We start from the raw sequence: 24,474 nt of genomic DNA, 5'->3' as shown, positions 1-24,474 counted from the left end.
AAAATGTGCTTCAAAATAAATTTACATATTATTGAATCTATTTTTCTACAAAAATTACCATTCTATAGTATGATAATGGAAGTAGATTGAAAGATTTCCAATCTACTTCCGTATATTCGGAGAAATGCCACAACAATTTGGGAGGGTGATATTGATGAAATTGAAGAGTAAATTATTCGTAGCGTTTGCGGTTTCGTGCACGACTGCTGTAGCGTTCGCTTCCAGTGCCTTCGCGTTAGCGGGTCATTCGAACGTCGCAGCCGTAGGTACAGCCAGTTCCAACAGTTTCTATGGCGTTAGCTACCAGTCCTCTTATTCGTTCGGACAAACACACGCGCAAATCGGTGTATTGAAGAACAACCTGAAAGCATGGAGAGCCTTCGGCAGCAATGAAAGCCATTTCACAGGCGTTGCTAAAATTACAAGCACGGATAATTACTTTGACCAAACCACAAAGGACAACCTGATGGTGTTCCAGCGAGTGAAAGGCTTGAGCGCCGACGGCATCTACGGCGCGGGAAGCCGAAATGCCATGCATGCCGCAATAGGCTCCTCGCCGAAAGGATATGTACGCGTGGGCAATACATCCTACTATATTAACTATAATGATACCGCCAGCGGTCTTTCCGGAGACAGCACCTACAAGCTTGATCATAGCTACGTGACGAGTTCGGCGAAAACGACGCTCGATCAAGTTGCACTAAGCTTCTACAACGTATACAGCAAGAAGCTGGAAATTAACGACGCGAGCTTAATTGACGGCGCAGACACACCGGAGCACAGCAGCCATCAGGACGGAAAGTCGGTTGACATACGCAATTCGGGAATGTCGGCTGCCGAAGAGAAGAAATTCCTCGAAATTGCTGTTGCCAACTCGAGCGTTTCCAAGGTGCTTTTCTATAAAAACCATGGCTTGACCAGCACGAAAATTGAAGTTCGTGCCGACCATGCCGACCATTTCCACCTATCCACAGTTAACTAATCATCAGTTCAATAAAACAGCGGCAGTCTAGGACCTCATTTTCGCGTCCATGACTGCCGCTGATTCGATTCTTAGGAGGCTCAAAAGCTCCGGTTTCAGAGAGCTCACCGCCTCGGCAAAATGGGGGTTGCATAAAGGGTCATGAGGATTGAACTTGTTCCGCTGATTCAGGTAACCTCAGTTCCAGCTTGTCCATATCCACCACAAAACCGTTTACCCTCAAAATATCCAAGCCAAGCAAACCCTTATGAGATTTAGGCAGCATCCCTACATCGACTTCAATCTGCTTGATTTTCAGGGTATCAATGATAATTTCGTCCATGATTTTAGTATAAAACGGTACGGTTCCGCCAATCCCGTAAGCCTCGTAAACGGGGTCTCCATTTTCGTAGGTGACTCCGATCTGCTCCAGCACATCGGGGCTGAATATAGTGTGGGATGAGCCCGTATCCACGATAACATCTGCGATTTGCATCGTTTTCCCACGATAAGTTACAGAAAGCGTAATCGTTAGAAGATTTCCATCATAATGAATCTTCATATATTACGCCTCATCCTCACAAGCGGGTCGTTGCGTAGATAGATGATGCACTCCTCGTTAGAAGTATGATAAACAAGCTGTCGCGGCTTCACATTAAAGAATTCCCTGTTAGCATTCTTTTCTGGTATGACCCGAACAGGAGCCATTTCCGTTACGATTTTCTTCCCGTCTTCTTCTCGGTAGTCAAGAATGGACAGCAAAACAAATTGATTCGGAAACAGTTCTCTTACTTCCTGCCATTGCATCGCAACCCCTCCTTCATTCATTGCATCAGACGAACAATGGTTGATTTCATTTTACCATATTTAAGCTCAAGCCGGATTGTCTCAAACGTAATACTATTCTTTCTCCCAGCCCCCCTGCGGTTCGACGTTCTGTCTGCAACAGCAAGTTTTTGCCTCCGTAACGAGCTTGATTTTGCAGCAACGACCCATCTTCCAGGGCGATTTTACAAGTTCCGCTTTTTTCTGTTTGTATATCCATAACGCTTAATGTCCTCATCCCATAACATATAACAGGGAGGAGGGATTATATTGTCAAATAATGTGAAACCCAAAAAAGATCCTGTTTTATCGACAGGGGTTCTGTTTAGAAATGGCGGCACTGACACTGCTGCGACAATTATAGCTAATTTAAACAAATTAAGAACCAGGACTGTAATTGTACAAGTTATCGACTGGACTAGCGGCAAACCAATTATTATTGTAAAAAGAAGGCGTACAATTCCACCAAACACAACCGTTAATGTTCTTGTGGCTATTAAACCTTCGATAACCCAATATGAAGTTAGAATAACTGTGCCTACAACTACTGATTTGGTGACTAATTGTTTCGGATTGGGCAGATCATCCAAAACCGGGGTAAAACTGCAGACAGGCAATAATGTCTTACAACAAAATTTAGTACGAATCGGATCGCCCTTTCGCTAACATTCTTATGAGGTAAAAAAGCTGGGTCATGGCCGTGGACTGCTAGATGACCTGGCTTTTTTTCGTATGTTAAATCATATTTATTGTTGTTGAAGCGCCGCGATCACATCGGCAACTAGCCGGTCGGCTCCAGCGATAAGACCATCCGGATGAGATGACATGCCCAATCGTACCACGACCAGATGCTGGGACGGTACGATTACAACATGCTGCCCCATATTGCCCATGGCGAAAAATGCATCATCGGGCACATGGGGCATCCCCCATGGAAGACCATACGGCGCTTTGCCACTCGCAGCAAGGTTAATCCAAAAGCCAGCTCCATAGCCGGTGTCAAGCGTCTGCGAGGACGAGTATTTAACCCACCCTTTCGGCAGGATGCGGTCGGTACCTACCACGCCGTCGTTCAGATACAAGAGCCCAAAACGAGCCCAATCACGCGCAGATGCTAACATAGACATAGCACCGTTCGGCGTGCCAGTCGCATCAAACTCCAGCGTCACGTGTTTCATGCCGGTCGGCCCGAAAAGCTCACGCTGTGCAAACTGTCTGACACTTGAGGCCTGGCCACCGACGGCGTCGCGGATAATGCGCGAGAGAAGTATAAAGTTGCCGTCGGTATAAGCCCATTCGGTTCCGGGCGCAGCAGCTAGTTTGGCCTTCTCGGCGAAGCCCGCCATGTCTCGCTCGAGAAATACCATTCTGGACGCAGGATCGAATCCTGTACTGGTTTGTTTAAGAGCGAGTCCGCTTGTTTGCCGCAACAATTCATCTGTTGTGATCATGTGACGCGGATCGTTGTCATTTTGCCATGCTGCAATAGGTGCGGGTTGGTCGACATTCAGTTTTCCCTGCCGGACCAGAATGCCGATCAGCGCGTTGGTGACGGATTTTGTCGCCGAGAATCCCAATAATTGCGTGTCCACGTCTATGCCGGGAGCATAACGCTCGGCCACGATTTTTCCGTCTTTGACCACAACGATCGCTTGGGTACGAATATAAGGCGGTTGCTCACGCTCTGCAAAAGCTCGGTCGAGCGCGGCGGCAAGTTGTTCGTTCCTAGGCACAACCACGGCGGGTCCCGCTATTTCAGGAGCTAGCGAATCCGATGGGCCGGCTGTGGAACTAGAATCAGCAGTTGCAGCCAGAGTAACGTCCTCGGGTGTATGCACCAACATGCATCCCATCCCATCGCCGTACACCGCCTGTGTTTTATAAAGTCCTGCGATTGTCGTTGTTACATCCAGCTTTTCATGGTCAACGTTGATGTGAATCAAACTGCTGATGAGACTGATGGCCCCTTCAGGCTTGACCATGTCCGCGTAAACCTGGTTGGAATCCATGCCCGAAACAAAGGTTCCGGAACAAACTTCTTTGCTGGTATAACCCGAAGCAACCATCAACGGCTGATAAAGCACAAACCCTGAGCTAACGATCAGCGTTAAAACGGCCGCGATTGCCAGCAAAGTAAATCTGCGTTTTCTTTTACTTCTAAAAAGTATCGCCAGTGGGCTAATTTTGCGGAATTTCATTTCGCGATCAACTCCTCATACTCCAATGTATACACTGTATACATGGTATTATAAGTATACGGCGTATACCTGTCAACTTTCCTGTGTTATAATATTGTTACACTTTTTCTTTCGGGGGCGTCGAACTGTGGTCCACAATAACAATGATCAAAAACCTGAAGGTACCCATAATCGGAAAGGCCCTGTCCGCCTTAGTCGAGAGGCTATCGTGGGGCTGGCATTGAATATTGCGGATACGGAAGGAATCGAAGCGGTCAGTTTTCGGCGGTTAGCCCACGATTTCGGCGTAACACCCATGGCAATCTATCGGCATGTGCGCAATAAGGATGACCTTTTAGACGCTATGACCGAACATATGCTGGCTTCTTTCGATACCTCGGCAGTAAATGAGGCGGATTGGCGGGAACAGGTGAGGGGGTTGCTTTACGCTCTGCGCCGGGTGCTGCTCGTGCACCCATCGGGCAGAAGCTTGCTGTCCAGGCGATCCCTGCCTTCTACGAACAGGCTCAAGATTTTCGATACTTCGATTGGCATCCTCCGCAGCGCCGGCTTCGAGCCCCAAGAAGCATTCTTGATTTTTGAACATTTGCTAAATCAAGTGGTGTCTCTGGTTGTAACGGGAGATGGTTTCGTACAAGGCTCGGAAGAAGAGCGCCGGGTATGGGGGGCTAAATTGCTGGAGTTCTATGGAGGCCTTCCGCAACAACAATATCCTTGGCTCGTTGAAGTTGCCCCTGATATTGCGGCTTGCGTCGATACGGATCGTCACTTCAAGTTCGGTACAGATCTCCTGTTGGCAGGAGTGGAGGCAATGGCGGCGTCCAAACAAGCAAAAAATCCCTCTTCAAAAGTACGGGAGTAGCTGCGTTGAACAGGCTTATCCGCTCTTGACCAGTCCCGCTACCCTGCCCGATTCATCAAAAAAAGGAGCAGCCTGCCGCCGCGGCAAACTGCTCCTTTTTTCGTTACTTCATTCGTTTAGAAATCGGATGATCTTCATTTAACTCCAGCAAATCCCATAAATTCCCGTATAAATCCTTAAATACGGCAACCATTCCATATGGTTGTTCTTTAGGTTCTCTAACAAATTCTATTCCCCTTGAAACCATCTCATTATAATCTCTCCAAAAGTCATCGGTGTTTAAAAAGAGGAACACCCTACCACCCGTTTGATTCCCGATGAATGGTTCCTGTTCAGATTTCGATGCTTTTGCCAATAATATTGTAGTCCCAACCGAACCGGGGGGTGAAACTACTACCCATCGTTTATCTTGCTCGGGCTGATATGTATCTTCAACTAATGTAAAATTCAGCTTTTTTGTGTAAAACTCAATTGCCTCATCATAATCTTTTACAACTAGAGCGATATGAACAATGGATTGAATCATTTTTAACCCTCTGAGTTCTCTAGATTTTTGAAAAAAATGATTTTATGATCGATTTTCTCCAGCGTGTTTTCAAGTTCCTTCATTTGATCTATAACATTACTGCGATAGGTCTCCATGAATTCCCGTCGTGCTGTTATGGTGGAGACTTCACTATTGTTCAAAGCGGCAAACTGCTGCATCTCCCGAATGGGCATCCCCATTGCCCGAAAGTATTTGATAACTTGAAACCATGCGATATCGGACTCCGAATACTGACGATATCCTTTTTCGTCCCGTTCGACACCGTTAATTAAACCGATTTGCTCATAGTATCGCAATGTGTGGATGCTTAATCCGGTCTCTTCAGAAACTTGTTTGCTTGAAAATTTATTTTTCATATTTTTATTATAACATTGATTCGAACTGTATTGCTATCGAGTGCACTCTATACTTTATCATTTCACTTGAAAGTAATGATTTCATATTAGGAGGTATTCATTATGCGTGTTTTTGTCACCGGAGCCACCGGATTCATCGGATCTGCTGTTGTTGACGGGCTCCTCGCTGCAGGGCATCAGGTCGTCGGGCTTGCCCGCTCCGACAAGGCTGCCTCAGCATTGAAAGCCGCCGGAGCGGAGGTGCATCGCGGTGCCCTAGATGACCTCGACAGCCTGCAAAATGGCGCTGCCGCTGCGGACGGTGTCATCCATCTTGCCTTCATTCACGACTTCTCGAACTATGCGGCCGCCGCCGAGACCGATAGGCAGGCGATCGAAGCCATCGGAGCAGCGCTTGAGGGCTCCGACAAACCATTCGTCGTCACCTCGGGGACGCTCATGCTCTCGCCGGGATGTCTCGGGACGGAAGAAGACACGCCGATCCATACACCGCGGCACTCCGAGAAGGCCGCGATCGCGCTGGTTGAACGCAGGGTGCGATCTTCGGTCGTCCGTCTCGCACCGTCCGTGCACGGTCTTGGCGATCATGGCTTTGTCCCGGCGCTGATCGGCATTGCTCGCGAGAAGGGCGTCTCCGCCTACATCGGCGACGGGTCCAACCGCTGGCCGGCTGTGCATCGCCTCGATGCGGCGCGCCTGTTCCGGCTGGCGTTGGAAGCCGCCCCGTCGGGCTCACGGCTGCACGGTGTCGGCGATGAGGGCGTGCCATTCCGCGACATCGCCGGCGTCATCGGCCGCCACCTGAACCTGCCGGTCGCCAGCATTTCCCGCGAAGAGGCAGAAGCCCACTTCGGCTGGCTCGGTGCCTTCGCGTCGGCCGACAACCCTGCGTCGAGTGCAAAGACACAGCAACTCCTGGGCTGGAAGCCGGTGCACCCCGCACTGATTCCGGACCTTGAAGAAGGTCACTACTTCAAGAGTTAAACCACCAAAAATGTGATACAGGGCGATTTTCCGGTACTTGCCGGGGGATCGTCTTTTCCTTTGCTCGCGGATTTGCAGTGGCTTATGGAGCAGCTTGTGGTACAGGCTTAGGTGCAGTAACCGCGCTTTCTTGCGGTACAGGTTTTGGTTCTTGAGCCGCAGTATTTTGCGGTCTACGCTCTGATACAGAAACTACAGCTTCTTGCGGTACAGGCTTTGGTTCTTGAACCGCAGTGTTTCCCGGTGCAGGCTCTGATACAGGAACTGTAGTTTCTTGCGTTTTACGTATTTGTGCAGGAGCTGCAGTTGCTGCCGGTGTTGTCTCTGCGTTTATGGACTCCGACTTTGAACTCGCAGGCTCACTGGAAGCGCTGGACTTCGTTCCAACCGCTGCATCAGGTGCCGGAGTTTTATCCGGTTTAGGCGAATTTGGGTCGGAAGTTGCCACAGTCTTTTGATCGGATGCCGACGCATTCGACATTTGCGCCGGGGACTGATCTATTTTTGCATTCGTCAAAGAACATCCGCTTATGAGTAGAATGGCAGCAAAACCAACGAACGACCAGCGATATGAATGACTTTGAAAATATTTGATCATGATAATTCTCCTTTTCAGCTGTGATTTGCCCCCTGATACATTGACATTGCCCGGCACCCTTACAGGAAGCGCATGTTTTTCTAACAACTGAATGAGCGTATAACCGTAATCGGAGCGTTTTTCCGGTTCGAGATAAGTAAGAGCCAGAGCATCGCTTGCGATCTCCTGGTCTTCGCGCATACGATGATAAGCGTACCAAAGAATCGGGTTAAACCAATGAATAATCAACAGGATCTGCATCAGCCAATTCATTCCGATATCATTGCGCTTACAGTGTGCTAATTCATGCAGGAAGATGTGCCGGAGTTGCTCCTGCTGTAAGCTGTCCAGGACGGCTTGCGGCATGACCAATCGGGTGTTCCAAAATCCAAACAACGTTGGCGAGGTCAGTTTGTTCGATACAACTAGAGTGACAGGTTTACGAACCGACATTAGCGTTTGGCAGTGAGAGAACAACTGCAGGACCCCGATATCAGTTAACGGTGTCGTCTCTTTCGTTATTTTTAAGGCAAATTTCCGGTTGATCACAAACGTATATGCCCCGAATATGCCGGTCCCAAGAAGCCATATATACAAAGCGTAGCGATAAAAAATGTTTGCAGTTGCTAATTCCCCAACTACAGCTTCCCCGTGTGTGACTATCTGAGCCGTTGGATTATCGTGAATGGTATGAGGGTAGGATATCCAATTATAAATGCTTAACTCGCTCTCAATGCCCCAAGGCAGAAGCAGTCGTACAACCAATAACAGCCACATCAAGTAATGCCATCTGGGCTTTATTCGTTTATTCAGGATAAGCTGTGTCAGCAGGATCAGCACGACCGTGACGGCACCCATGGCAGATACCGACAAAATCCAATTAAAAAGATGCACGAGGAGTTCGTCTATCCGGTTCACTTTCACCCTTTCCTTTCATGAATCAAAATGGAGTACTCCAGTAAACGTAAACTACCCGACTCGGCATATTTATCATTTCGTTTTATCTTCAAGGATGCTTTTCAGTTCTTTAATGTCTTCCGCCGATAGCTGCTCTTCCTTCAAATAATGAACAAGCATCGGCTTCAAAGCACCGCCATAAACCCTTTTTAGAAAGGATTGTGTTTCGGATTTCACACATTCACCCTCAGAAACTAATGGGAAATAAGCATAGACTCTGTTTTCTTGCGAAAACGATATCGCTTGCTTCTGGGTTAATCGGTTCAACAAGGTTCGAATCGTTTTGGGCTTCCACTCCGTCCGATCCTGCAGCGCCTCAATCACATCATTAGCCGTGCGGGGCGACTTGATCCATAGTATCTTCATGACTTCCCATTCTGCATCGGTTATGTGGGGTACGGTTTTCACATGCTCACCTCCTGTCCCGCTTTGGATTACAATCGTAATACAAACATGATATTACATGTGTAATCCACATTTGTCAAGCTAGGGTGCTCACTCATGCGTTCCGCAACGACATATGTACCTGAATTTGTGAAAAAGCAACAGGAGCTGCCGCGGCAGCTCCTTCTTAAGTCCTGAACATATTCCTAGCCGGTGATTTGTCCGCTTTGACCGATACGGAAAAATAACTCATCTCAACGGGAGAGACGGGCCTTGATTTCGGTTCTCCCATCGTTTTCTTTGACATGCCGTTCTGGCTTTCATCCGACCAGTCCCGGCGGTATCTCCCCTCCTCCAGCTTCATGTCGATAAAATCGACGACCTGCTGCAGCGAGGCGATTTGACTGACGATATTTTCCCGGTGGCTCCTTAAGCGCTCCACCAAATCGGGATAATCCGCGGGATCGGTGTCGGCGGAAACCGCCAAAAACGGCCGCATTTCCTCCAGGGGCAATCCCGTTTTTTTCAAGCAGGATACCAACCGGATCGTATTGATGTCCACCTGCCGGTAGACGCGGTGCCCGTTGTCCTTCCGGTCCGCCCGGGGGAGAAGCGAGATCTTTTCGTAATAACGGATCGTATCCTCGGAAATGCCGGTTTGCTCGGCGGTTTGCTTTATCGTAAAAGTTTGCTCTGCCTTCACCCTGCTCCCTCCCGGAAATTGCTTTTTTGTGCATTATACATCTTGGAGCTGGCTTCAAGTCAAGACTCTTATCCTTTGGACAAAAACTTTGTTTCGCGCCTTGACTTGGAGCCGACTCCAAGTTCTACAATGTTCGCTATTGGGGAAAATATCCCAACTTCAGGAGGAGACGTACAATGACCGCGAACCAACGCGAAAATATCGCACTGATTACGGGTGCAAACGCCGGGATCGGGTTGGAATTAACCCGGAAATTACTGTCGGAGGACTGGCAGGTGGTCGCTTTGAACCGTTCAGACTTTCCGGCGGACGATATGAAAATCCAAAAAGCCGTCAAGAGCGGATGGGTTCGTATTTATAAAATAGCGGATCTCGCCGATTATTCCGGCTTGAGACGGACTTTGGAAGAGATCAAAGGTAAAGAACAGCGGATCGATATTTTGTTCAACAACGCCGGTGGGAGCTTTCACGAGCTGAGCTATTCGAAGCAAGGGCGCGAGAGCCATTATGAGCTAATGACGGTCGTTCCGTATATCATTCTGATGGAATTGAAGGAACTCCTAACAAACGGCCGCTTAAAAACGGTGATCAATACCTCATCTTCAGCGCTTAAATTTACGAAAGAGTTTAACCTTGAAATCCTGGAGCGACCCAAAACCTTCCGCAAGTTGATTGGTCCTTACGCCACCTCAAAGCTGGCGCTTTCGTTGTGGACCCAGGCCATCGCGCCGCAGCTCGCCAAGGACGGCATCAAGATCCGCAGCGTTGACCCCGGCGGCAACAATACGCTAAGAAAAGGGAAAAAATCCGGGCTGCCGATTTTGGTTAAACCGCTTATGAAGCTGTTTTTTCCTCCGCCTACCCATGGCGCCAACCAGCTGTATGAGGGTGCTCTCGGGGAACACCGTGATGAGACCGGCGTTTTTTTGCTGAAAGGTCAGGTTGCAGATTTAAAATATAAAGATCAAGCGCGGAACGTTTTGGAGAGGATTCATGCGATTTACAAACACGAATTTCTTGGTGACACCTCCCATCCGTTTTAAACGAATGAAGAGGTGTACGAAGTAGGGCCGCAAGGTCGAATTCAGTTTAATCCTCTCGGGACTTCTGAACCAAACGTTTCGCAGCATTGCGGTCCGTGACCTGAAGCTTATTTAAAATGTTCGACACATAGTTGGCCACCGTTTTATTGCTAATGTGCAGCCGGGCTGCGATCTGGGCATTGGCGTCGCCTTCCGCGACCCGCTCCAAAATTTCAATCTCACGTTTGGTGAGCTCCGCAAAGGTTGGATCATCCGCAGGTACGGTTTGGGCCTGAGAGAAGTAGCGCATCATCCGACCGGCGATATCCGAGCTGAACACAGCTCCGCCGCTGCCTACCATCCGTATGGATTGCAGCAGTTCATCCTCATCGGCGTCTTTCAGCATGTAGCCTTTGGCTCCGTACCGCATAGCGGTAAATACCGATTGATCATCTCTAAACATCGTCAAAATCAAAACCTCGATTGCCGGATGCCTTTCCTTGATCAGACGCGTCGCCTCGATACCGTTTATGCCGGGCATGCGAATATCCATAAGCACAAGGTCAGGCTGCAACTGCGCTGCAAGTTCGAGTGCCTCTTCACCGGATGCCGCTTCCCCGACGATTTCCAGATCGTCCGTGGTGCGCAGCAAATTCCGTACTCCGCTGCGAAATAACGGATGGTCTTCTGCAATGATAATTCTCAGTTTCATTCCCCTCCTCGTATCAAATCGGCAGCACGGCCAGCACGCGTGTACCGCCGCTCTCTATCCGTTCTATCAAGCAATTTCCGCCGAGCTCCGCGGCCCGCTCCCTCATGGAAACGAGCCCGATGCCTCCCTTGCCGGAAAGCCGCTGCGCGTGAGACGGCGGCAGACCCTTGCCGTTATCCGTCACCTCCACCACCAATTGCTGCGCTGCCGACACATGCAGTTTGACAGTGCAAAGGGTCGCCTGACTATGCTTGAGCACATTGACCAAAGACTCCGTGACAATGCGGTAGGCGGCAACCTCCACCGCTGCCGGCAATTCCGGCAGCGGCGGCGGCTCGATCAGGCGGATATGGATCGGCACGGTACCCTGTTCGTCGGCGAGCAGCTTTACCGGCTTATTCAACTCGCTGATCCTCTCTTGAATCGCGGTGATCAAACCGAGCTCGTCCAGGGAAGGCGGGCGCAAGTCATGCACGAGCGTTCGAATTTCTTCCACCGTCGCGCGGATAACCTTCCGGAGATCGGCCAGCATCTCGATCGCAATCTCAGGCTGCTTGACGACATATTTCTCCGCCGTAGCAACATTTAACGCCAGCGCCGCAAGCCGGGGAGCGAGATCGTCGTGCAAATTTTTGCGGATTTGCCGACGCTCCTCCTCCCGCGCCAGCACCAGTGTTCCCCTGGATTCCTGCAAATCCTCAGCCAAAAGCTTCATCCCCAGCGTCATATTCACAATTTCGACGATTGGCCCTGCCTGATGCACCAGCACATCCAGAAACTTGTTATCTTCCGATGAAAAAGCTTCGCCCGGAGAACGCCTGGACAAAATGAACGTACCCAACTGCTTCCCGCGGTGAATAATAGGAAAAGGCAGCACTTCGTGGGTCGGCTCCCCGACCGCGGCGACGAGCGTATCCTGTCCCCCCACTCCGATCGTAATACCCGCATACGGCAAGCGCAGCGACTCCTTTACGGTAGCAGCGAGAGCCTCCAGCATCGCTTCCGGCGCAAGCGGTCTGACCAGTTGGCTTCCCAGTTCCAGCAAAACGGCATAAGGGTCGTCGTGCCGTCCTTTCATCATCAGGTTAACGAGCCTTTGCAGTTTTTCCTTCAGCGGCGCGAAGGCGACCGCCACCACCGCCGTAGCCGCCAAGGAGACGAACAAGTTATCCCTGGTCTCGAATAACTGGCTTAAATAAAAGACAGAGAAAATATAGATCGCGGCGACACAAAGGGATAATGCCCCGTATACCAGCGTGCGGTTAACCAGCGGGTCGATGTCCCACAGCCGATGCCTGAGCACAGCCAAAGTCAGCGTAAACGGGATCGCTAGCAAGCTTAGATTAAGAAACGCGTTAAGATACACGTAGGTTAAGGCGCTTCCATCATTCAGGCGCGGATTAAACAAAATGCTCATCCCGACAAATCCGATCATGCCGATAGCGAGTCCATACACGACCCATTTGGTTTGCTGGCGCTGCGCCGGCGAGGATACTTTGCGAAACCGGTAGATTTGCGAATAGATCAAAATCAGCGTTGAGGAAGTGTACCACAAAAGCTCAAGGTAAGCGGAAATGCTGAATTCTCTCCAAATGCTTCCGCGGTTAAAGAAGCTGCCGACATCAACAACCGTTATGACGATAAAAACCGCCACGGTCCATCTAGGCACGAACGAACCGTTCGGAAAGAGCAGAAATAGCAGCGATAATCCGATCCAACCGAAAGTGGCCACAAGTGTAAACCACCACTCCTGCAGGACGATGCCCTGAAAAGCGACCGAGGTAAGCGAAGGGAACGAGGTACCGAACGAGACCATGGCCAAAGCGGCCAAAACCGCCATCGGCTCGCGATAACCCTTCCAAAAAATGAGCAGCGCAGCGCCATAATAAACAAGGGTAAAAATAACGTCAATGCATACGAAGATGACGGCGTACGTCTCCAGGCTCATGTGAGTGGCTCCCTCGTTTCCGAGGGGCATGGCCGGAACCCAAGTGCCGCAGCCGTTCATCATACATGTCGAAACAAGCCATTGGTAATATTTGGGTATTCCCGTCATATACAGCACGACAGTTATCAGGCAAAATACGGCCACCAGAAGCTGCAAACAAAGCAGGATCCATTTTGTTGGCAGCCGGTTTGCCGGTTCATCCATCGGATCGGCGATCCGTGCCGGTGTTTGCGGCATAAGTCCCCTCCGCTTTTAACTAAAATCTACCTCTATTATAACGATCCTCCTGCGGCTTGAATATGCGAAATGCGCAATTTCCCGGCCAACTTCCCGGATTTCCCGAAAATGTCCCGTTCCGGTTTCCCTGAACATTGTGACGGCTCTCTCTGTTTCCCGTGCTGTTCCGCGGCTTATAATTAAGCGCATCGACGTTTTGATCAATGAAACAGGAGGCTGTATGGATATGAGTGAAAAACAAGTGATTCGATGGTTGGGCATGATTTGTTTACTGGCGGGAATCGTACGTATGGGGATGACGCCAAGCTCTCTGATCTGGGGGACGGATAGCGCGCCGGAACTGATCTTCGGATTCGTTGCCTGTATTTTGATGTCCGTCGGCACGATAGCCACGTACATGGTACAATCGAGAGAAACCGGTGTCATTGGATTTATTACCATACTTTCCATCATTATCGGCAATATCGTGACATCCTGCCTGGTCTGGTCTTCCATGGAGTCCGTCAAGCCGGAAATGAATCAAGACGGAATCATTTTCGCCGTTTCCCGTTCATTTGCTCTTTTCGGTTTTACAGGAGGCACGCTGGTGTTTACGTTTTTAACGTACAGGGCGAATGTGTTTCCCCGCTGGATCGCGGTACTGCTAATACTGATGCTGGTCTCGATGGTACTGCCTGTCGAAGACAACAAATATTTTGCTTTCTTCTGGGGGCTAACGTATGTTGGGATGGGTTACGTCATTTGGACAGGCAAATTGAATTCGACGAAAGGGTACGCGGTTCGTTGATCCGGAAGGATAACATGTTCTTAGCCCTGACAGGAACGTTTAATTAAAAAAGGAGCAGCCTGCCGCGGCAAACTGCTCCTTATTTCGTTAAACTCTCGTATACGTTAAGTTTAGTAACTTTCTCCGTTAGTTCATCGAGATTCTGTCTGACGCAGCTAATTTTTGTTTTTTTCGGGACCATATCACTACTGGAATTAGTAAAAGTGCGAGTCCACCACCGGAAAGCGAAAGCGTTGCGAAACTGGAATGTGCTGCAACCATACCGGATAATGCTCCCCCCAAAGCCCCTGCCAGCGCTATTAACACATCAATTGTTCCTTGAGTTTTTGCACGAGTTGCCGGATCAGTTGCATCTACTATAAGTGCGGTTCCACTGATCAAGCCCAAGTTCCAGCCGAGCCCCAACAAACCAAGAGCAATAATAAGGACCAACATAGAATCAACAGGCGCTAGAGCCGCAACAATGCCGGCAGCTAGCAGAACCCCACCCGATGCTATTGACATCGCTGCGCGACCGATCTTATCGACAAGAATGCCTGTAATGAGGGAAGGGAAATACATTGCGCCAATATGGATGCCTATTACTAATCCTACATCCCCTAAACTATGTCCGTGGTGCTTCATGTGTATAGGCGTCATTGTCATAATTGCGATCATAACGATTTGAGTTAAGATCATTACTGTTGCCCCGACAATTAAGCTTCTGTTGTTTTTTTTATGTGTATTCGTTTGTGCTGCTGTTGACTGACTCAATTCCGATTGTGCTCTAAATATAGCCTGCGCTACAACGAAAGGGTCCGGACGGAGGAAAATAATAAATACTGCTCCGGCTAGAATGTATGCTCCGGCAGCTAAAATAAATGGACCTGCAAGGGCCGGGACACCGATTGACGTTGCAAAATGGCCCGTTACATCAACCATGCTTGGGCCTGCAACCGCACCAAACGTAGTCGAAACCATTGCTGTGCTAATTGCTTTTGCTCGTTGGTTAGGCTTAGCCAAGTCTGTACCGGCATATCGTGCCTGCAAGTTTGTTGCAGTCCCTGCACCGTATATAAATAGAGAAGCGAACAGAAGAATAACACTGTTATTTACTGCAGCAAAGATTACCCCTATTGCCCCAATGCCACCTGCCAAAAATCCGGCGGCAAGCCCCAACCGGCGCCCGTAAAGTTGTGAAAAACGACCCACAAGAAAGGCTGCCAGTGCCGAGCCAAGGGTGAACAAGGCGGCAGGTACACCTGTTAAACTTTCCGTTCCCAACATGTCCTGGGCAAGAAGCGCGCCCACGGTTACCCCGGCAGCAAGGCCTGCACCGCCAAATATTTGCGATATGACTACTATCAGTAAAGAGCGCTTAAATAATTGTTGCTGCATACCCGGAGAATCTACGTAATCTCGAATATTATGGGGTCCATGCTTCATCGCCTAGAACCACCTTTCTCTCTACATAACGCTTCCATTCGTGCACCCCTTCTTCTAAATGGGAGGCTTGTATGCCTTTGCTTTTCAAAATTTCAACCGCTTGTAAAGACATTAGACAATAAGGGCCACGGCAATACGCTACAATTTCTTTATCGATAGGTAAAGACGCCAGATGGTTCTCTAGTTCATCAATAGGCATAGATATAGCACCTGGAATATGGCCCATAGCATATTCATCCTCTGGCCGCACATCTAATAACAAAACTTCCCCTTTTTCCATCCGTTCCATAAGCTCTTCCAGAACAATTGGTTCCATGCTTGCATGATGTTGCAAAATTTCAGTTTTTAGCCGTTGTATTTCTATTAATTGCTTTTCGCTAAGTCGGTGCAAAGACACCATGAAGTCGGCGACAGATAGCCCCGCGATTTCATAAATTACAAAATTGCCTTTTTTGTTGAACCGAACCAACCTTGATTCATGCAGCGTTTGCAGGTGCTGCGATACATTTGCAACACTCATTCCGGTAATCTTTGCGAGCTGATCCACAGATTTAGGACCTTGGGCAAGTAAGTCAATCAGCTCCAACCGTTTTGGACTGGATAGGCATTTACCAATACGAGCAAATTCCTGATATAGTTGATCTTTCCATTTTCGTTCTAAGTTCACAATCAAAACACCTCAACAATTCAATTGTTTTATTGAACTGTTATCATAATAAAGTAATGCCTTTGCAGTGTCAAGGTATATCATTAAACACCATCTGATTCCTTACAAATTCCGTCAGGCCCCAACTTCGTTTAACAACTTCTCTCCCTTCTGAAGATGCTTTGAAGCAATTCTGTTTACCCTCTTACAAGTGACCTTCATCACATTTTAATACTATATATTGTGGTACGATTAAAATATATCAGTATATATAGTATTTCATTGTATATTTTTCGAAAGGAGTTAGCTATGCTGGTCTTCTACCCCAAGTTCATTCGCACCTTCGACGACTTGCCCGGACATCTTGCGTTACTGGTTCATGCCTGGAACGGTTGCAACATGCGCTGTTATGGGTGTCACAATTTTGATGAATTGATTGCAAAGAAACCGATAGGGCATTTAAGCAGTGATCAAGTCATTGACCGGATCCGAAAAAGTCATACAATGTTCGATGCATTATTGTTTAGCGGGGGCGAGTTTTTAATTAACGAACTCGACGAAATAATCAATTTCCTTGAACGGGCGCGCTCGAACTTCAATGGAAAGGTGGTGATATTTACAAATGGAACCTACCCCCACAAGTTACAACAATTGTTTGCTAGAAAACTCATCGATGGCGCACATGTCGACATGAAACTACCTTATCATTGTATGGATCCAGTGGTCGATCACGAGGTCTACAAAGCCATTCTAGGCGTCATTCCGTCGAAGCAATTTTGCGATAATATGTTGGAATCAGTAGAAACCGTTATTTGTCATAATAGCAAAGTAAGCCAGATTAGAACTGTACAATATCCCTTGTTAAGTGAAGGGTATTTTGATCAAATCCGAATTTATGTTGATCTGTTGAAAACGAAATATAACAGTAACGTTCCTTATTTTCTTAATCCATACCTTTCCCCTTATCAGACCATACAAACAAATTAAATGGAGGCGCTCCCATGTTCCGTCACACAGAAGACATTATCCATACGTTTACATCAAACTCAGAATCTAAGCAATCGGATTATTTAAAACGAGAAAATAGTAATTTTGTTTACTCGCTCCCGTTGCTTAGACACAATCTGACTAACTTTGCAGAAGAAGAATATCTTTTGCAGCGCATTTTGCCGGCCAAGCTAACCAAATTATATGAAGAAGGTGTTATTTACATACATGACAAACAGCTAAGTCCCTATTGTTTGAGCGTATCTTGCAAGGACATAGCTTTGAATGGAATTCCAACGTTGGCCAAAAATATGATGGCCTCGAAACCGACCCGCAAGCTGGAAACATTGCTTCGCCATTTTAGCAATATCATCGTACTTATGTCCCAACAAGTATCCGGTGCCGTTATGCTGTCACAAATGACCACTATTTCTGCGTCTTATTTGTATGTTGAGGAATTGTATCATGGGCGGCGCTTCACAGATGACGATCTCAAACAGTTGTTCCAAAGCCTTATCTGGGAATTGAATATGCCCCTGCGAGGCGGTTCCCAATCAGCCTTTACGAACATTACGCTTGAATTTGGAAAGCCGTCGGAAGAAATTAAAGAAGATTTCGTCGTGATCGGCGGCACAGCATTCGACATTCGTTATCAGGATATTCCGTCGGAATATTTTGACCGAATCAATAGAGCAATTATTGAAGTTATGAAACAAGGAACCGGAACCGGTCTGCCCTTTACGTTTCCATTGATCACAGTACCGATTGACGATTATTTCAATTACGATAATCCACTGTTTCTTGAGATGCTGGATAGCATGTATCAATGGGGCGGCGTATATTTCGAGAATTTCCGAACTACCCCATTTATGGATAAGCATTACCGTCTGCTTAATCCCTACCTGAAACCGCGTGATCCGGAGGCTAGTCGCAGCTTATGTTGCCGGCTGCAAATCGATTTGACCGTTCTATCTAAGGTAGGCAGCGGTATCTTTGGAAGTTCAACCGGCTCAACGGGTGCCGTGCAGGTTTTAAATTTGAACATGAACCGAGTATTGCTGGAATTCGGTCACGATGAAAATCTTATGTTTGCCCGCATAGAGGAGCTTTTGAACATTATGCAAGAAGGCCATATGGCAAAACGGAGTTGGATCGAACAAAACAAAGAGTTATATCCTACTTTTTTTGCGCTGAACAGGGATTTGGCGAATTACTTTAACGTATTTGGCGTTGCAGGCATGCACGAAGGATTGATTAACATTGGATATGCCGGTGGAATGAACAACGAAAGTGGAAAAGATCTGGCGCACCGAATTATGCAATTTATGACGGATAAAATCAATAGCTTTATCGTTAGAGATCGAGTCGCCTGCGGAATCGAATATGCTCCGGGGGAAAATGCAGCTATTAATCTTGCCAGACAAGATATGAAGTGGGCTAAAGAAAATCATCGTGATATTTTTGTACAAGGTGTTGGAGAAGACATCTATCTTACATCTGGTTGTATGCTCCCTTTCAGTGAAGATGATTTTCTCCGACAAGTTGAAAATAGTGCTGAATTCCAGAGTTACGCTACCTCAGGGAGTATTTTGCACCACTTCCTTGAAAGCAAACTCGAGCCCAAACGTTTGGCTGCATATATCAAAAAAATATTCGACAAACCGATCCAATACATTACCTTAACTCCGACATTGACAAGTTGTCTTAGCTGCGGTCAACACATTGTTGCAGAAGACGGTAAGAACATCGTTGAATGCCCCGTATGCTGTAGCGACGATATCGCCACTTTTAGCCGAGTTATCGGTTACGTTAAAATGATCGCTCGTAAAAAATTACAAGTTGACAAAAATGGTTATTACAATGGGGAGCACAACTTTTGGAGTAATGCGCGCCGATTTGATTGGAACACTCGAAAACGACTTGCCAAAGAAAGTGACATTTCGATCTAATAGGCCGTAAAAATACTCGGCGGCTGTGTTCTCAAAAACCCATTTTATGATAAGTCTCATTGCTTCTTTTCCGTATCCTTGCCCTTTGATCTTAATGGTAATGCGTTTAATGCAAAGGGCACGATTCGGATCTAAAATGCCTGTCAAAATAATATATCCGAGTTTTTCGGAGATCCAGTATAGTAGACTGAATAACCATTTTTGATTGCTCCTTCCTGCACGACAATCTTTTCACAAGGTCTTCAATTTGATATTGTTATTGAATTATCCTGCCCTTTAATCGCCGCGGCGTTTAACCGCCAACTTTTTGCCTGTTCTACTGACCATCACGCTGAAACTCGTGCCAGTTCTCCTTGAATTATGGAACAATTTCAAAAACGGTGCCTTGGTTAAAATCAGCCACTTTCATAGAGCCATAAACCCCTATCCGAATGCCACTGGAGCTTGGCTGCAGCCCATCTGCGGCAAGTAGCACCCCAGCCTTTGCCAATTCCTCGTTATACCTCAGCATGGCATCAAGCAGTTCCTGTCTGGGCATTACGCCCGCTTCCGAATCCGTTGTCGCTTTCACGATCATCATAAACCTCATGTTTAATCTCCTCCAAATTTTTAGTGGCCCTATTTTTCGTTCGATTCAAACCGCTTTGGCAGACCCGTATTTAAACAACGAATGAATGCGAGACAATTCGACACATCTAACGGAATTTATTTATATTAGATTATTTCTTTTCGGATTGATTTACCTTGTAGAGTTGACCGGCACGTTATCATAATCCCCAAATCCCATCTCGTCAAGAGAAAATGTGCGAATGAGCGACATAGCGAGGGATCCCCCCTTATGCTTTCGAAATAGGAATGAATTTCCGAGTATGAAGAACGATATCGCTTTTTCCAATTCATCCGGTTTCACGTAAAATTTTCCTCAGGCCGAAGGGAGAAAAGGGATATGCACACAAAGGACAGAGCGCAATGAATTCAAGGTCATTACTAAAGACAGAAGGAGAAGCTGTATGCACAGAGTGGACAAAATCAGATTTATGCTCCTTTACGACGAAGTGCCTGAAGCACAATGTTACGGGTACATGGAGTTGAGTCAAGATGGCAATATGATCGCGCTCTACAATAGGTATGGTGAGGAAATAGACATGAATGGCGGACATGAATTTGTCAGGATACGGACGCTTGGCAAATTCGATGACGAAGACCGCGATCATTTTTATTCCTTGTTAGAAAGTGATGGTGTAGGATAATCTGCACGACAGGCTGGCAATTCGATATCAAGGCACTACGAAAACTCGGCTTAGTGAACAATCGGGAGGTAACAGATGGACAAAGGAGTTCAAAAGGTAAGAGCAATAAAAACAGGGGCGATGTTAACCGCTCTACTCATCGGTACATTTGTCGCGTTTCTTAACGAAAATTTACTTACCAATGCGTTTCCTGGATTGATGAGGGATTTTAACGTTGCTGCTTCGACCATACAATGGTTATCGACGGGTTATATGCTCGTGATCGGCGTACTGGTGCCGGTGACCGCATTACTGCAGCAATGGTTCACGACTCGCCAGATGTTTATGTCTGCGATGGCGCTATTTTTGGCCGGTACCTGCTTGTGTGCAGTATCCCCGGGATTCGGAATTTTGCTGATGGGCAGGGTTGTTCAGGCTTGCGGGACAGGATTATTGATCCCGTTGATGATGAATACGATTCTCGCCCTCTATCCTCCGGAACGCCGGGGTGCCGCCATGGGTCTTATGGGGCTGGTCATCATGGTCGCCCCCGTCATCGGGCCGGCTTTGTCTGGTTTGATTATCGATACCTTTCACTGGCGATGGTTGTTCTACATGGTGATTCCTGTCGCACTGTTTTCGATTATTTATGCATTCATATACTTGAAGAATGTGACTGAACTGACCAAACCAAGGGTCGATCTTTTATCCATTGTGATGTCAACCATCGGTTTCGGCTGCGTAACCTACGGCTTCAGCCAAACAAATGTCTGGGCCCAGCCTGAGGGTTACGGGTCAATTGCCATAGGCAGCCTCTTCTTGATCTTGCTTGTATGGCGGCAGCTCACGATCAAAGAGCCGTTGATCGATCTTTCCGTATTCCGGCGGCATCCCACGTATTCTCTTGTTGCGGTATTGGTTGTAATCCTGATGATGGTCCTATTCGCCACAACGATATTGCTACCGATCTATATGCAGGATGTGATGCAGTTGACAGCATTCGCGACAGGTTTACTTCTGATGCCAGGTTGCATTTTGAACGGGATGATGATGCCGGTGTCGGGGAAATTATTAGATAAATTCGGGCCGAAATTCGTAATTGTGCCCGGATTATTCCTGATCGCCATATCATTGTGGCTGTTTGCCGGCATCGACAGTGATACGACACAAGGCTCCGTTCTGTTCAATCATGTCCTTTTATTCTTAGGCATGTCGTTCGTCGTCATGCCGGCTCAGACGACAGGATTGAATCAACTTCCACGTCACCTGGTCCCCCATGGCACAGCCATATACAATGCGCTCCAACAGGTTGCAGGGGGAATTGGCATCGCATTATTCGTCGGCATCATGTCGTCCGGAGCCAATCGTTATCTTCACCATTCGCTCGATCCCACTACGATGCATGAGAAGACGCAAAGCATGGTTACCGGTCTACAAACGGTTTTTTGGATTGAATTTATTCTTGCAATACTTATTTTGGTGCTGGGTTGGTTTATAAAAAAGTCACCTGATCATGATTGATTCATTACGAGGCATAGATTGAATCATAAGTTTACAACTGTGCAAGAAGCAAGGGGCTGTCTCATAAGGGTCGGCCTTTTATTTCGTTGTACCGTAGAACCGCTGTCTCAATCCTAATGCCGATGCTGCTTGACTCGTTGAATCGCTTGCGCCCGATTATGTACCCCTAACTTGCGATAAACGTTCTTCATATGGAACTTTACCGTGTCCAGCGTTACATTCATTTGAGCGGCTATCTCCTTATAAATCAATCCCTCTGCGAGCAAGACAAGCACCTTCTCTTCCTTCCCGGTCAAAGCCTCATTCGACAAAGACTTATTAGACTGACCACTGCCTGCAGCTTCAAGAAGCAGATGGATATATTTCAAGGACACCAATGGCATCGCAGCTCCTTGCTGTTCGTTCAGAAGCTCGGCCAGCATCTCGACCATCAGCAGACCTTCATCCAGGAAGCTGCGAATATAGCCCACCGGTTCCGAGAGCCTTAAGGCGATCTTCAAGGGAGCAAATGCCTCTTGGGGATGATCGGATTGCCGAAGCACCATACTCTGCACGATCTTCAGCTTAATCCGGCTTCGCAGACGATTTTCCTTGTCAGCCAAACGTTCCAACTGCTCGAGCAATTGCAGTGCGTCCTCAATTCTGCTGTTCGCCGCGAGAACTCTTACCAGAACCAGGTACTCTTCGAAATGGCGGGGCGAAACCTCACCTAAATGTGACATCCCGCTTTGCTCCAACCAATCGTATGCCTTCTGACGCTGCTCTTGACTCAGGAACAGTTGAGCTTGCTCCGCCTTGACCCTCTTCTAAACGACTTTCCGATCGGGCGAATCGACGTTTGAGCCGAGCTGGCTAAGCCATTCGATCGCATGACTTTCTCTCCCCAGAGCATTTTGCAGCCAGGATGAAGCAAGACCAAGATGAATCCAAATCCATACGTTGGTCCGCAGGTCCTCTCGACTCATCGCTTGTCCGAGATACAACTCCGCCTCTTCCAACCGATTCCACTCATACAGAAGTAAGCAATAAGACAAATAAAGGTATCCGACGAATGGATAGTTTTTTTTCTTCTCCCACGTCTTCACCCACTTCAGCAGAAATTGTTCCACCTCATGAAGGTTGTTGTTTAACGAGAGAAGATCCATAAATCCTTCGTGCCCTTGATACCGTCTGCTTGAAGACTTCTGGAAGCCGCTGCCTTCCGGCAAATATTGATCCAACATCTCGAAATATTTCGAAGTCAGCGACAAGTTCTGCTGCAAATAGGAGAAGATCCCGCATAAGTAATAGAGATTGCCCATTAATTGATTCCATTCAGGCTCAGGGATGAACGCCCTCATGGCTTCGAATCGCTTCTCCGCTTGCTCGGCCCTGCGCAACCCTCGATCCCATTCTCCATCCATCAGTAATTTGGAGATATAGTACAATTCGAACGTCGGCTTGTGCTCGTAGCTGCTCTCCGGCAGGGAAGTAATCCATCTCAAGAGCACATTGCCCTTCAATTGCATGAGATCCGGCATGATGCGGTCGATGAGCCGGACGGCATCCTCTGCCTGCTGCGCTTTGATATAATGCTCCACCGCCTCTTCATAGAGCCCCTCATTCTCATGCCAAGCCGCGGCCCGATGATGGGAGCGTCTCCACAGCTCCGGATGTTCTCTAGCGCTCAGTTGCTGCAAGAACTCGGACAGCAGATGGTGATACCGGAACCAATCGCGCTGATCGTCCAGCGGAATAATGAACAAATTCAGCTGCTCCAACCGTTCCAGTTGGCCCTGGCTGTCGGCTTGTCCCGTTACCGCTGCGCACAGCTCCCTGTTCAGGCTGCTCAGAATGGAGGTTGCCAGCAGGAATTCCCGCAAGGAGTCCGATAAATGCGCAAAAACCTCTTCCAACAAAAAATCGGAGATTTGACGCTGGCGGCCGTTGAACTGGCGAATCGTATCGGCAATATTGCCGCTTCGTTTCAGTGAGATGGCCGCAAGCTGCAGTCCGCTCACCCAGCCTTCCGTCTGTTCGAACAACGCGACTATTTGCTTCTCCGTTAACGATAAGTCTGTCGTCTCTCGGAAGAAAACAAACCCCTCTTCCAGTTCGAATCGCATATCTTCGATTCGAATGACATTGATCTCCCCTTTGGCAAGCAGTCTGGCCGTAGGAAAGGGTAATTCGGTACGACTTGCTATATAGAGATGGACATGCGGAGGTAGATGATCAAGCATATATCGTATCGATTCGTTTACAGGCGCATTCTCAATGACATGGTAGTCGTCCAGAATAAGAACGAAATCGCCGCTAATCGAGCTTAGCTCATTCAAGAACGCCGAAATGGCGGAATCAATGGAACCCGCCGACTCTTGCTCGAGTAAAAATTCAATCGCTTCCCCGAACCGCGGCAGCCTTTCTCGTATGGATGCCAAAACACAGCTCCAGAACGCGCTCCAATCGTTATCGTACTTATCTAGCGAGATCCAGGCAACCGGAGAGCGGCATTGCCTCGCCCATTCGCTTAACGCTGTCGTTTTGCCGTAGCCAGCTTGGGCGGATAGCAAAGTCAGCTTGGCCTCCATTCCTTCCTCCAGCTTGCGCATCAGTCGTGGTCGGGACACCAATGATTTTCGCGTAGGGGGAATAAGCAGGTTTGTACTTTTAATCAT

Annotated in this window: 25 protein-coding genes and 2 pseudogenes; 10 read left to right on the top strand and 17 right to left on the bottom strand. The window is 47.9% G+C overall.

The window, feature by feature from the left end; all coding sequences use genetic code 11:
• Positions 1-154 precede the first annotated feature (154 nt).
• Positions 155-982, top strand: coding sequence for a peptidoglycan-binding domain-containing protein (locus AC0LWT_RS16820; protein ID WP_474682413.1), 828 nt, complete (start codon positions 155-157; stop codon positions 980-982).
• Between the two features lie 139 nt (positions 983-1,121).
• Here the strand turns inward: AC0LWT_RS16820 and AC0LWT_RS16815 are convergent, their stop codons facing one another.
• The 3 genes from AC0LWT_RS16815 to AC0LWT_RS16805 are packed head-to-tail and all read right to left on the bottom strand — an operon-like array spanning position 1,122 to position 2,006.
• Positions 1,122-1,523 carry an aspartyl protease family protein gene (locus AC0LWT_RS16815; RefSeq protein ID WP_474682412.1) on the bottom strand — a complete coding sequence of 134 codons (402 nt, stop codon included), beginning with the start codon at positions 1,521-1,523 and terminating at the stop codon, positions 1,122-1,124.
• Complete coding sequence (locus AC0LWT_RS16810) at positions 1,520-1,768, bottom strand: hypothetical protein (RefSeq protein ID WP_474682411.1); 249 nt, start codon at positions 1,766-1,768, stop codon at positions 1,520-1,522. Before AC0LWT_RS16810 ends, AC0LWT_RS16815 begins: the two co-directional genes overlap by 4 nt.
• 46 nt (positions 1,769-1,814) lie before the next feature.
• Entirely contained in the window at positions 1,815-2,006 is a 192-nt protein-coding gene (locus AC0LWT_RS16805) for a hypothetical protein (RefSeq protein ID WP_474682410.1), read from the bottom strand.
• A 50-nt stretch (positions 2,007-2,056) separates the two neighbouring features.
• On the opposite strand from AC0LWT_RS16805, the gene AC0LWT_RS16800 reads away from it, so the two are divergent.
• Positions 2,057-2,452, top strand: coding sequence for a hypothetical protein (locus AC0LWT_RS16800; protein ID WP_474682409.1), 396 nt, complete (start codon positions 2,057-2,059; stop codon positions 2,450-2,452).
• 80 nt (positions 2,453-2,532) lie between these two features.
• Here AC0LWT_RS16800 and AC0LWT_RS16795 read toward each other — a convergent pair whose 3' ends face one another.
• Complete coding sequence (locus AC0LWT_RS16795) at positions 2,533-3,984, bottom strand: serine hydrolase domain-containing protein (RefSeq protein WP_474682408.1); 1,452 nt, start codon at positions 3,982-3,984, stop codon at positions 2,533-2,535.
• 127 nt (positions 3,985-4,111) lie between these two features.
• Here AC0LWT_RS16795 and AC0LWT_RS16790 point away from each other — a divergent pair, with 127 nt between their 5' ends.
• On the top strand, positions 4,112-4,846 hold the full coding sequence (locus AC0LWT_RS16790) for a TetR/AcrR family transcriptional regulator (RefSeq protein ID WP_474682407.1): 735 nt from the start codon (positions 4,112-4,114) through the stop codon (positions 4,844-4,846).
• Between the two features lie 103 nt (positions 4,847-4,949).
• Here the strand turns inward: AC0LWT_RS16790 and AC0LWT_RS16785 are convergent, their stop codons facing one another.
• Together AC0LWT_RS16785 and AC0LWT_RS16780 are read right to left on the bottom strand one after the other, a co-directional pair.
• Positions 4,950-5,372 (bottom strand): VOC family protein, encoded by a 423-nt coding sequence (locus AC0LWT_RS16785; RefSeq protein WP_474682406.1) that lies wholly within the window; start codon positions 5,370-5,372, stop codon positions 4,950-4,952.
• A 2-nt stretch (positions 5,373-5,374) separates the two neighbouring features.
• Positions 5,375-5,749 (bottom strand): MerR family transcriptional regulator, encoded by a 375-nt coding sequence (locus tag AC0LWT_RS16780; RefSeq protein ID WP_474682405.1) that lies wholly within the window; start codon positions 5,747-5,749, stop codon positions 5,375-5,377.
• A gap of 102 nt (positions 5,750-5,851) precedes the next feature.
• Between AC0LWT_RS16780 and AC0LWT_RS16775 the strand changes: the two genes are divergently transcribed.
• Entirely contained in the window at positions 5,852-6,733 is an 882-nt protein-coding gene (locus AC0LWT_RS16775) for an SDR family oxidoreductase (protein WP_474682404.1), read from the top strand.
• A gap of 82 nt (positions 6,734-6,815) precedes the next feature.
• Here the strand turns inward: AC0LWT_RS16775 and AC0LWT_RS16770 are convergent, their stop codons facing one another.
• The 3 genes from AC0LWT_RS16770 to AC0LWT_RS16760 form a co-directional block, all read right to left on the bottom strand.
• Positions 6,816-8,228 carry a M56 family metallopeptidase gene (locus tag AC0LWT_RS16770; RefSeq protein WP_474682403.1) on the bottom strand — a complete coding sequence of 471 codons (1,413 nt, stop codon included), beginning with the start codon at positions 8,226-8,228 and terminating at the stop codon, positions 6,816-6,818.
• Between the two features lie 72 nt (positions 8,229-8,300).
• Positions 8,301-8,633: a BlaI/MecI/CopY family transcriptional regulator gene (locus AC0LWT_RS16765; RefSeq protein WP_474682552.1), complete on the bottom strand. Its 333-nt coding sequence runs from the start codon at positions 8,631-8,633 to the stop codon at positions 8,301-8,303.
• A 205-nt stretch (positions 8,634-8,838) separates the two neighbouring features.
• Positions 8,839-9,354 (bottom strand): MerR family transcriptional regulator, encoded by a 516-nt coding sequence (locus tag AC0LWT_RS16760; protein ID WP_474682402.1) that lies wholly within the window; start codon positions 9,352-9,354, stop codon positions 8,839-8,841.
• Positions 9,355-9,530: 176 nt separating this feature from the next.
• Between AC0LWT_RS16760 and AC0LWT_RS16755 the strand changes: the two genes are divergently transcribed.
• Positions 9,531-10,397 (top strand): SDR family NAD(P)-dependent oxidoreductase, encoded by an 867-nt coding sequence (locus AC0LWT_RS16755; protein WP_474682401.1) that lies wholly within the window; start codon positions 9,531-9,533, stop codon positions 10,395-10,397.
• 46 nt (positions 10,398-10,443) lie between these two features.
• Here the strand turns inward: AC0LWT_RS16755 and AC0LWT_RS16750 are convergent, their stop codons facing one another.
• A complete protein-coding gene (locus AC0LWT_RS16750; RefSeq protein ID WP_474682400.1) occupies positions 10,444-11,088 on the bottom strand; it encodes a response regulator transcription factor in 645 nt (214 codons plus the stop codon).
• Between the two features lie 13 nt (positions 11,089-11,101).
• A complete protein-coding gene (locus tag AC0LWT_RS16745; protein WP_474682399.1) occupies positions 11,102-13,273 on the bottom strand; it encodes a GAF domain-containing sensor histidine kinase in 2,172 nt (723 codons plus the stop codon).
• Positions 13,274-13,499: 226 nt separating this feature from the next.
• Here AC0LWT_RS16745 and AC0LWT_RS16740 point away from each other — a divergent pair, with 226 nt between their 5' ends.
• Complete coding sequence (locus tag AC0LWT_RS16740) at positions 13,500-14,060, top strand: hypothetical protein (RefSeq protein WP_474682398.1); 561 nt, start codon at positions 13,500-13,502, stop codon at positions 14,058-14,060.
• A 126-nt stretch (positions 14,061-14,186) separates the two neighbouring features.
• On the opposite strand, the gene AC0LWT_RS16735 is transcribed toward AC0LWT_RS16740, so the two are convergent.
• Positions 14,187-15,485 carry an MFS transporter gene (locus AC0LWT_RS16735; protein ID WP_474682397.1) on the bottom strand — a complete coding sequence of 433 codons (1,299 nt, stop codon included), beginning with the start codon at positions 15,483-15,485 and terminating at the stop codon, positions 14,187-14,189.
• Positions 15,466-16,152 (bottom strand): ArsR/SmtB family transcription factor, encoded by a 687-nt coding sequence (locus AC0LWT_RS16730; protein ID WP_474682396.1) that lies wholly within the window; start codon positions 16,150-16,152, stop codon positions 15,466-15,468. The genes AC0LWT_RS16735 and AC0LWT_RS16730 overlap by 20 nt, the downstream gene beginning before the upstream one ends.
• A gap of 288 nt (positions 16,153-16,440) precedes the next feature.
• Here AC0LWT_RS16730 and AC0LWT_RS16725 point away from each other — a divergent pair, with 288 nt between their 5' ends.
• Positions 16,441-17,118 carry a 4Fe-4S cluster-binding domain-containing protein gene (locus AC0LWT_RS16725; RefSeq protein ID WP_474682395.1) on the top strand — a complete coding sequence of 226 codons (678 nt, stop codon included), beginning with the start codon at positions 16,441-16,443 and terminating at the stop codon, positions 17,116-17,118.
• Between the two features lie 14 nt (positions 17,119-17,132).
• The gene (nrdD, locus tag AC0LWT_RS16720) at positions 17,133-19,067 is read left to right on the top strand and encodes an anaerobic ribonucleoside-triphosphate reductase (RefSeq protein ID WP_474682394.1); all 1,935 of its coding nucleotides are present in this window, start codon (positions 17,133-17,135) and stop codon (positions 19,065-19,067) included.
• 394 nt (positions 19,068-19,461) lie between these two features.
• Here the strand turns inward: nrdD and AC0LWT_RS16715 are convergent.
• Positions 19,462-19,656, bottom strand: a pseudogene (locus AC0LWT_RS16715) (YciI family protein); the annotation flags it as partial.
• Between the two features lie 421 nt (positions 19,657-20,077).
• On the opposite strand from AC0LWT_RS16715, the gene AC0LWT_RS16710 reads away from it, so the two are divergent.
• Together AC0LWT_RS16710 and AC0LWT_RS16705 are read left to right on the top strand one after the other, a co-directional pair.
• On the top strand, positions 20,078-20,317 hold the full coding sequence (locus AC0LWT_RS16710) for a hypothetical protein (protein WP_474682393.1): 240 nt from the start codon (positions 20,078-20,080) through the stop codon (positions 20,315-20,317).
• 75 nt (positions 20,318-20,392) lie between these two features.
• Positions 20,393-21,817: an MDR family MFS transporter gene (locus AC0LWT_RS16705; RefSeq protein WP_474682392.1), complete on the top strand. Its 1,425-nt coding sequence runs from the start codon at positions 20,393-20,395 to the stop codon at positions 21,815-21,817.
• 113 nt (positions 21,818-21,930) lie between these two features.
• On the opposite strand, the gene AC0LWT_RS16700 is transcribed toward AC0LWT_RS16705, so the two are convergent.
• The 3 genes and pseudogenes from AC0LWT_RS16700 to AC0LWT_RS16690 all read right to left on the bottom strand — a co-directional run bounded on the left by AC0LWT_RS16700 (position 21,931) and on the right by AC0LWT_RS16690 (position 24,474).
• Positions 21,931-22,200 (bottom strand): response regulator transcription factor, encoded by a 270-nt coding sequence (locus AC0LWT_RS16700; RefSeq protein ID WP_474682551.1) that lies wholly within the window; start codon positions 22,198-22,200, stop codon positions 21,931-21,933.
• A gap of 30 nt (positions 22,201-22,230) precedes the next feature.
• Positions 22,231-22,605 (bottom strand): annotated as a pseudogene (locus AC0LWT_RS16695) (tetratricopeptide repeat protein); the annotation flags it as partial.
• A gap of 18 nt (positions 22,606-22,623) precedes the next feature.
• Entirely contained in the window at positions 22,624-24,474 is a 1,851-nt protein-coding gene (locus AC0LWT_RS16690; protein WP_474682391.1) for a winged helix-turn-helix domain-containing protein, read from the bottom strand.

The organism is Paenibacillus sp. sgz302164 (genome assembly GCF_056120505.1).
Note: the sequence above shows the minus strand (reverse complement) of the source record. Positions and strands in the feature narration are given on the sequence as shown.

Bases quoted from the DNA above. Each gene is read 5' to 3' on its own strand.
- AC0LWT_RS16820 (WP_474682413.1), top strand. From the start codon at position 155: ATGAAATTGAAGAGTAAATTATTCGTAGCGTTTGCGGTTTCGTGCACG.
- AC0LWT_RS16815 (WP_474682412.1), bottom strand. From the start codon at position 1,523: ATGAAGATTCATTATGATGGAAATCTTCTAACGATTACGCTTTCTGTA.
- AC0LWT_RS16810 (WP_474682411.1), bottom strand. From the start codon at position 1,768: ATGCAATGGCAGGAAGTAAGAGAACTGTTTCCGAATCAATTTGTTTTG.
- AC0LWT_RS16805 (WP_474682410.1), bottom strand. From the start codon at position 2,006: ATGGATATACAAACAGAAAAAAGCGGAACTTGTAAAATCGCCCTGGAA.
- AC0LWT_RS16795 (WP_474682408.1), bottom strand. From the start codon at position 3,984: ATGAAATTCCGCAAAATTAGCCCACTGGCGATACTTTTTAGAAGTAAA.
- AC0LWT_RS16785 (WP_474682406.1), bottom strand. From the start codon at position 5,372: ATGATTCAATCCATTGTTCATATCGCTCTAGTTGTAAAAGATTATGAT.
- AC0LWT_RS16780 (WP_474682405.1), bottom strand. From the start codon at position 5,749: ATGAAAAATAAATTTTCAAGCAAACAAGTTTCTGAAGAGACCGGATTA.
- AC0LWT_RS16775 (WP_474682404.1), top strand. From the start codon at position 5,852: ATGCGTGTTTTTGTCACCGGAGCCACCGGATTCATCGGATCTGCTGTT.
- AC0LWT_RS16765 (WP_474682552.1), bottom strand. From the start codon at position 8,633: ATGAAGATACTATGGATCAAGTCGCCCCGCACGGCTAATGATGTGATT.
- AC0LWT_RS16755 (WP_474682401.1), top strand. From the start codon at position 9,531: ATGACCGCGAACCAACGCGAAAATATCGCACTGATTACGGGTGCAAAC.
- AC0LWT_RS16750 (WP_474682400.1), bottom strand. From the start codon at position 11,088: ATGAAACTGAGAATTATCATTGCAGAAGACCATCCGTTATTTCGCAGC.
- AC0LWT_RS16745 (WP_474682399.1), bottom strand. From the start codon at position 13,273: ATGCCGCAAACACCGGCACGGATCGCCGATCCGATGGATGAACCGGCA.
- AC0LWT_RS16740 (WP_474682398.1), top strand. From the start codon at position 13,500: ATGAGTGAAAAACAAGTGATTCGATGGTTGGGCATGATTTGTTTACTG.
- AC0LWT_RS16735 (WP_474682397.1), bottom strand. From the start codon at position 15,485: ATGAAGCATGGACCCCATAATATTCGAGATTACGTAGATTCTCCGGGT.
- AC0LWT_RS16725 (WP_474682395.1), top strand. From the start codon at position 16,441: ATGCTGGTCTTCTACCCCAAGTTCATTCGCACCTTCGACGACTTGCCC.
- nrdD (WP_474682394.1), top strand. From the start codon at position 17,133: ATGTTCCGTCACACAGAAGACATTATCCATACGTTTACATCAAACTCA.
- AC0LWT_RS16710 (WP_474682393.1), top strand. From the start codon at position 20,078: ATGCACAGAGTGGACAAAATCAGATTTATGCTCCTTTACGACGAAGTG.
- AC0LWT_RS16705 (WP_474682392.1), top strand. From the start codon at position 20,393: ATGGACAAAGGAGTTCAAAAGGTAAGAGCAATAAAAACAGGGGCGATG.
- AC0LWT_RS16700 (WP_474682551.1), bottom strand. From the start codon at position 22,200: ATGCCATTGGTGTCCTTGAAATATATCCATCTGCTTCTTGAAGCTGCA.
- AC0LWT_RS16690 (WP_474682391.1), bottom strand. From the start codon at position 24,474: ATGATTAAAAGTACAAACCTGCTTATTCCCCCTACGCGAAAATCATTG.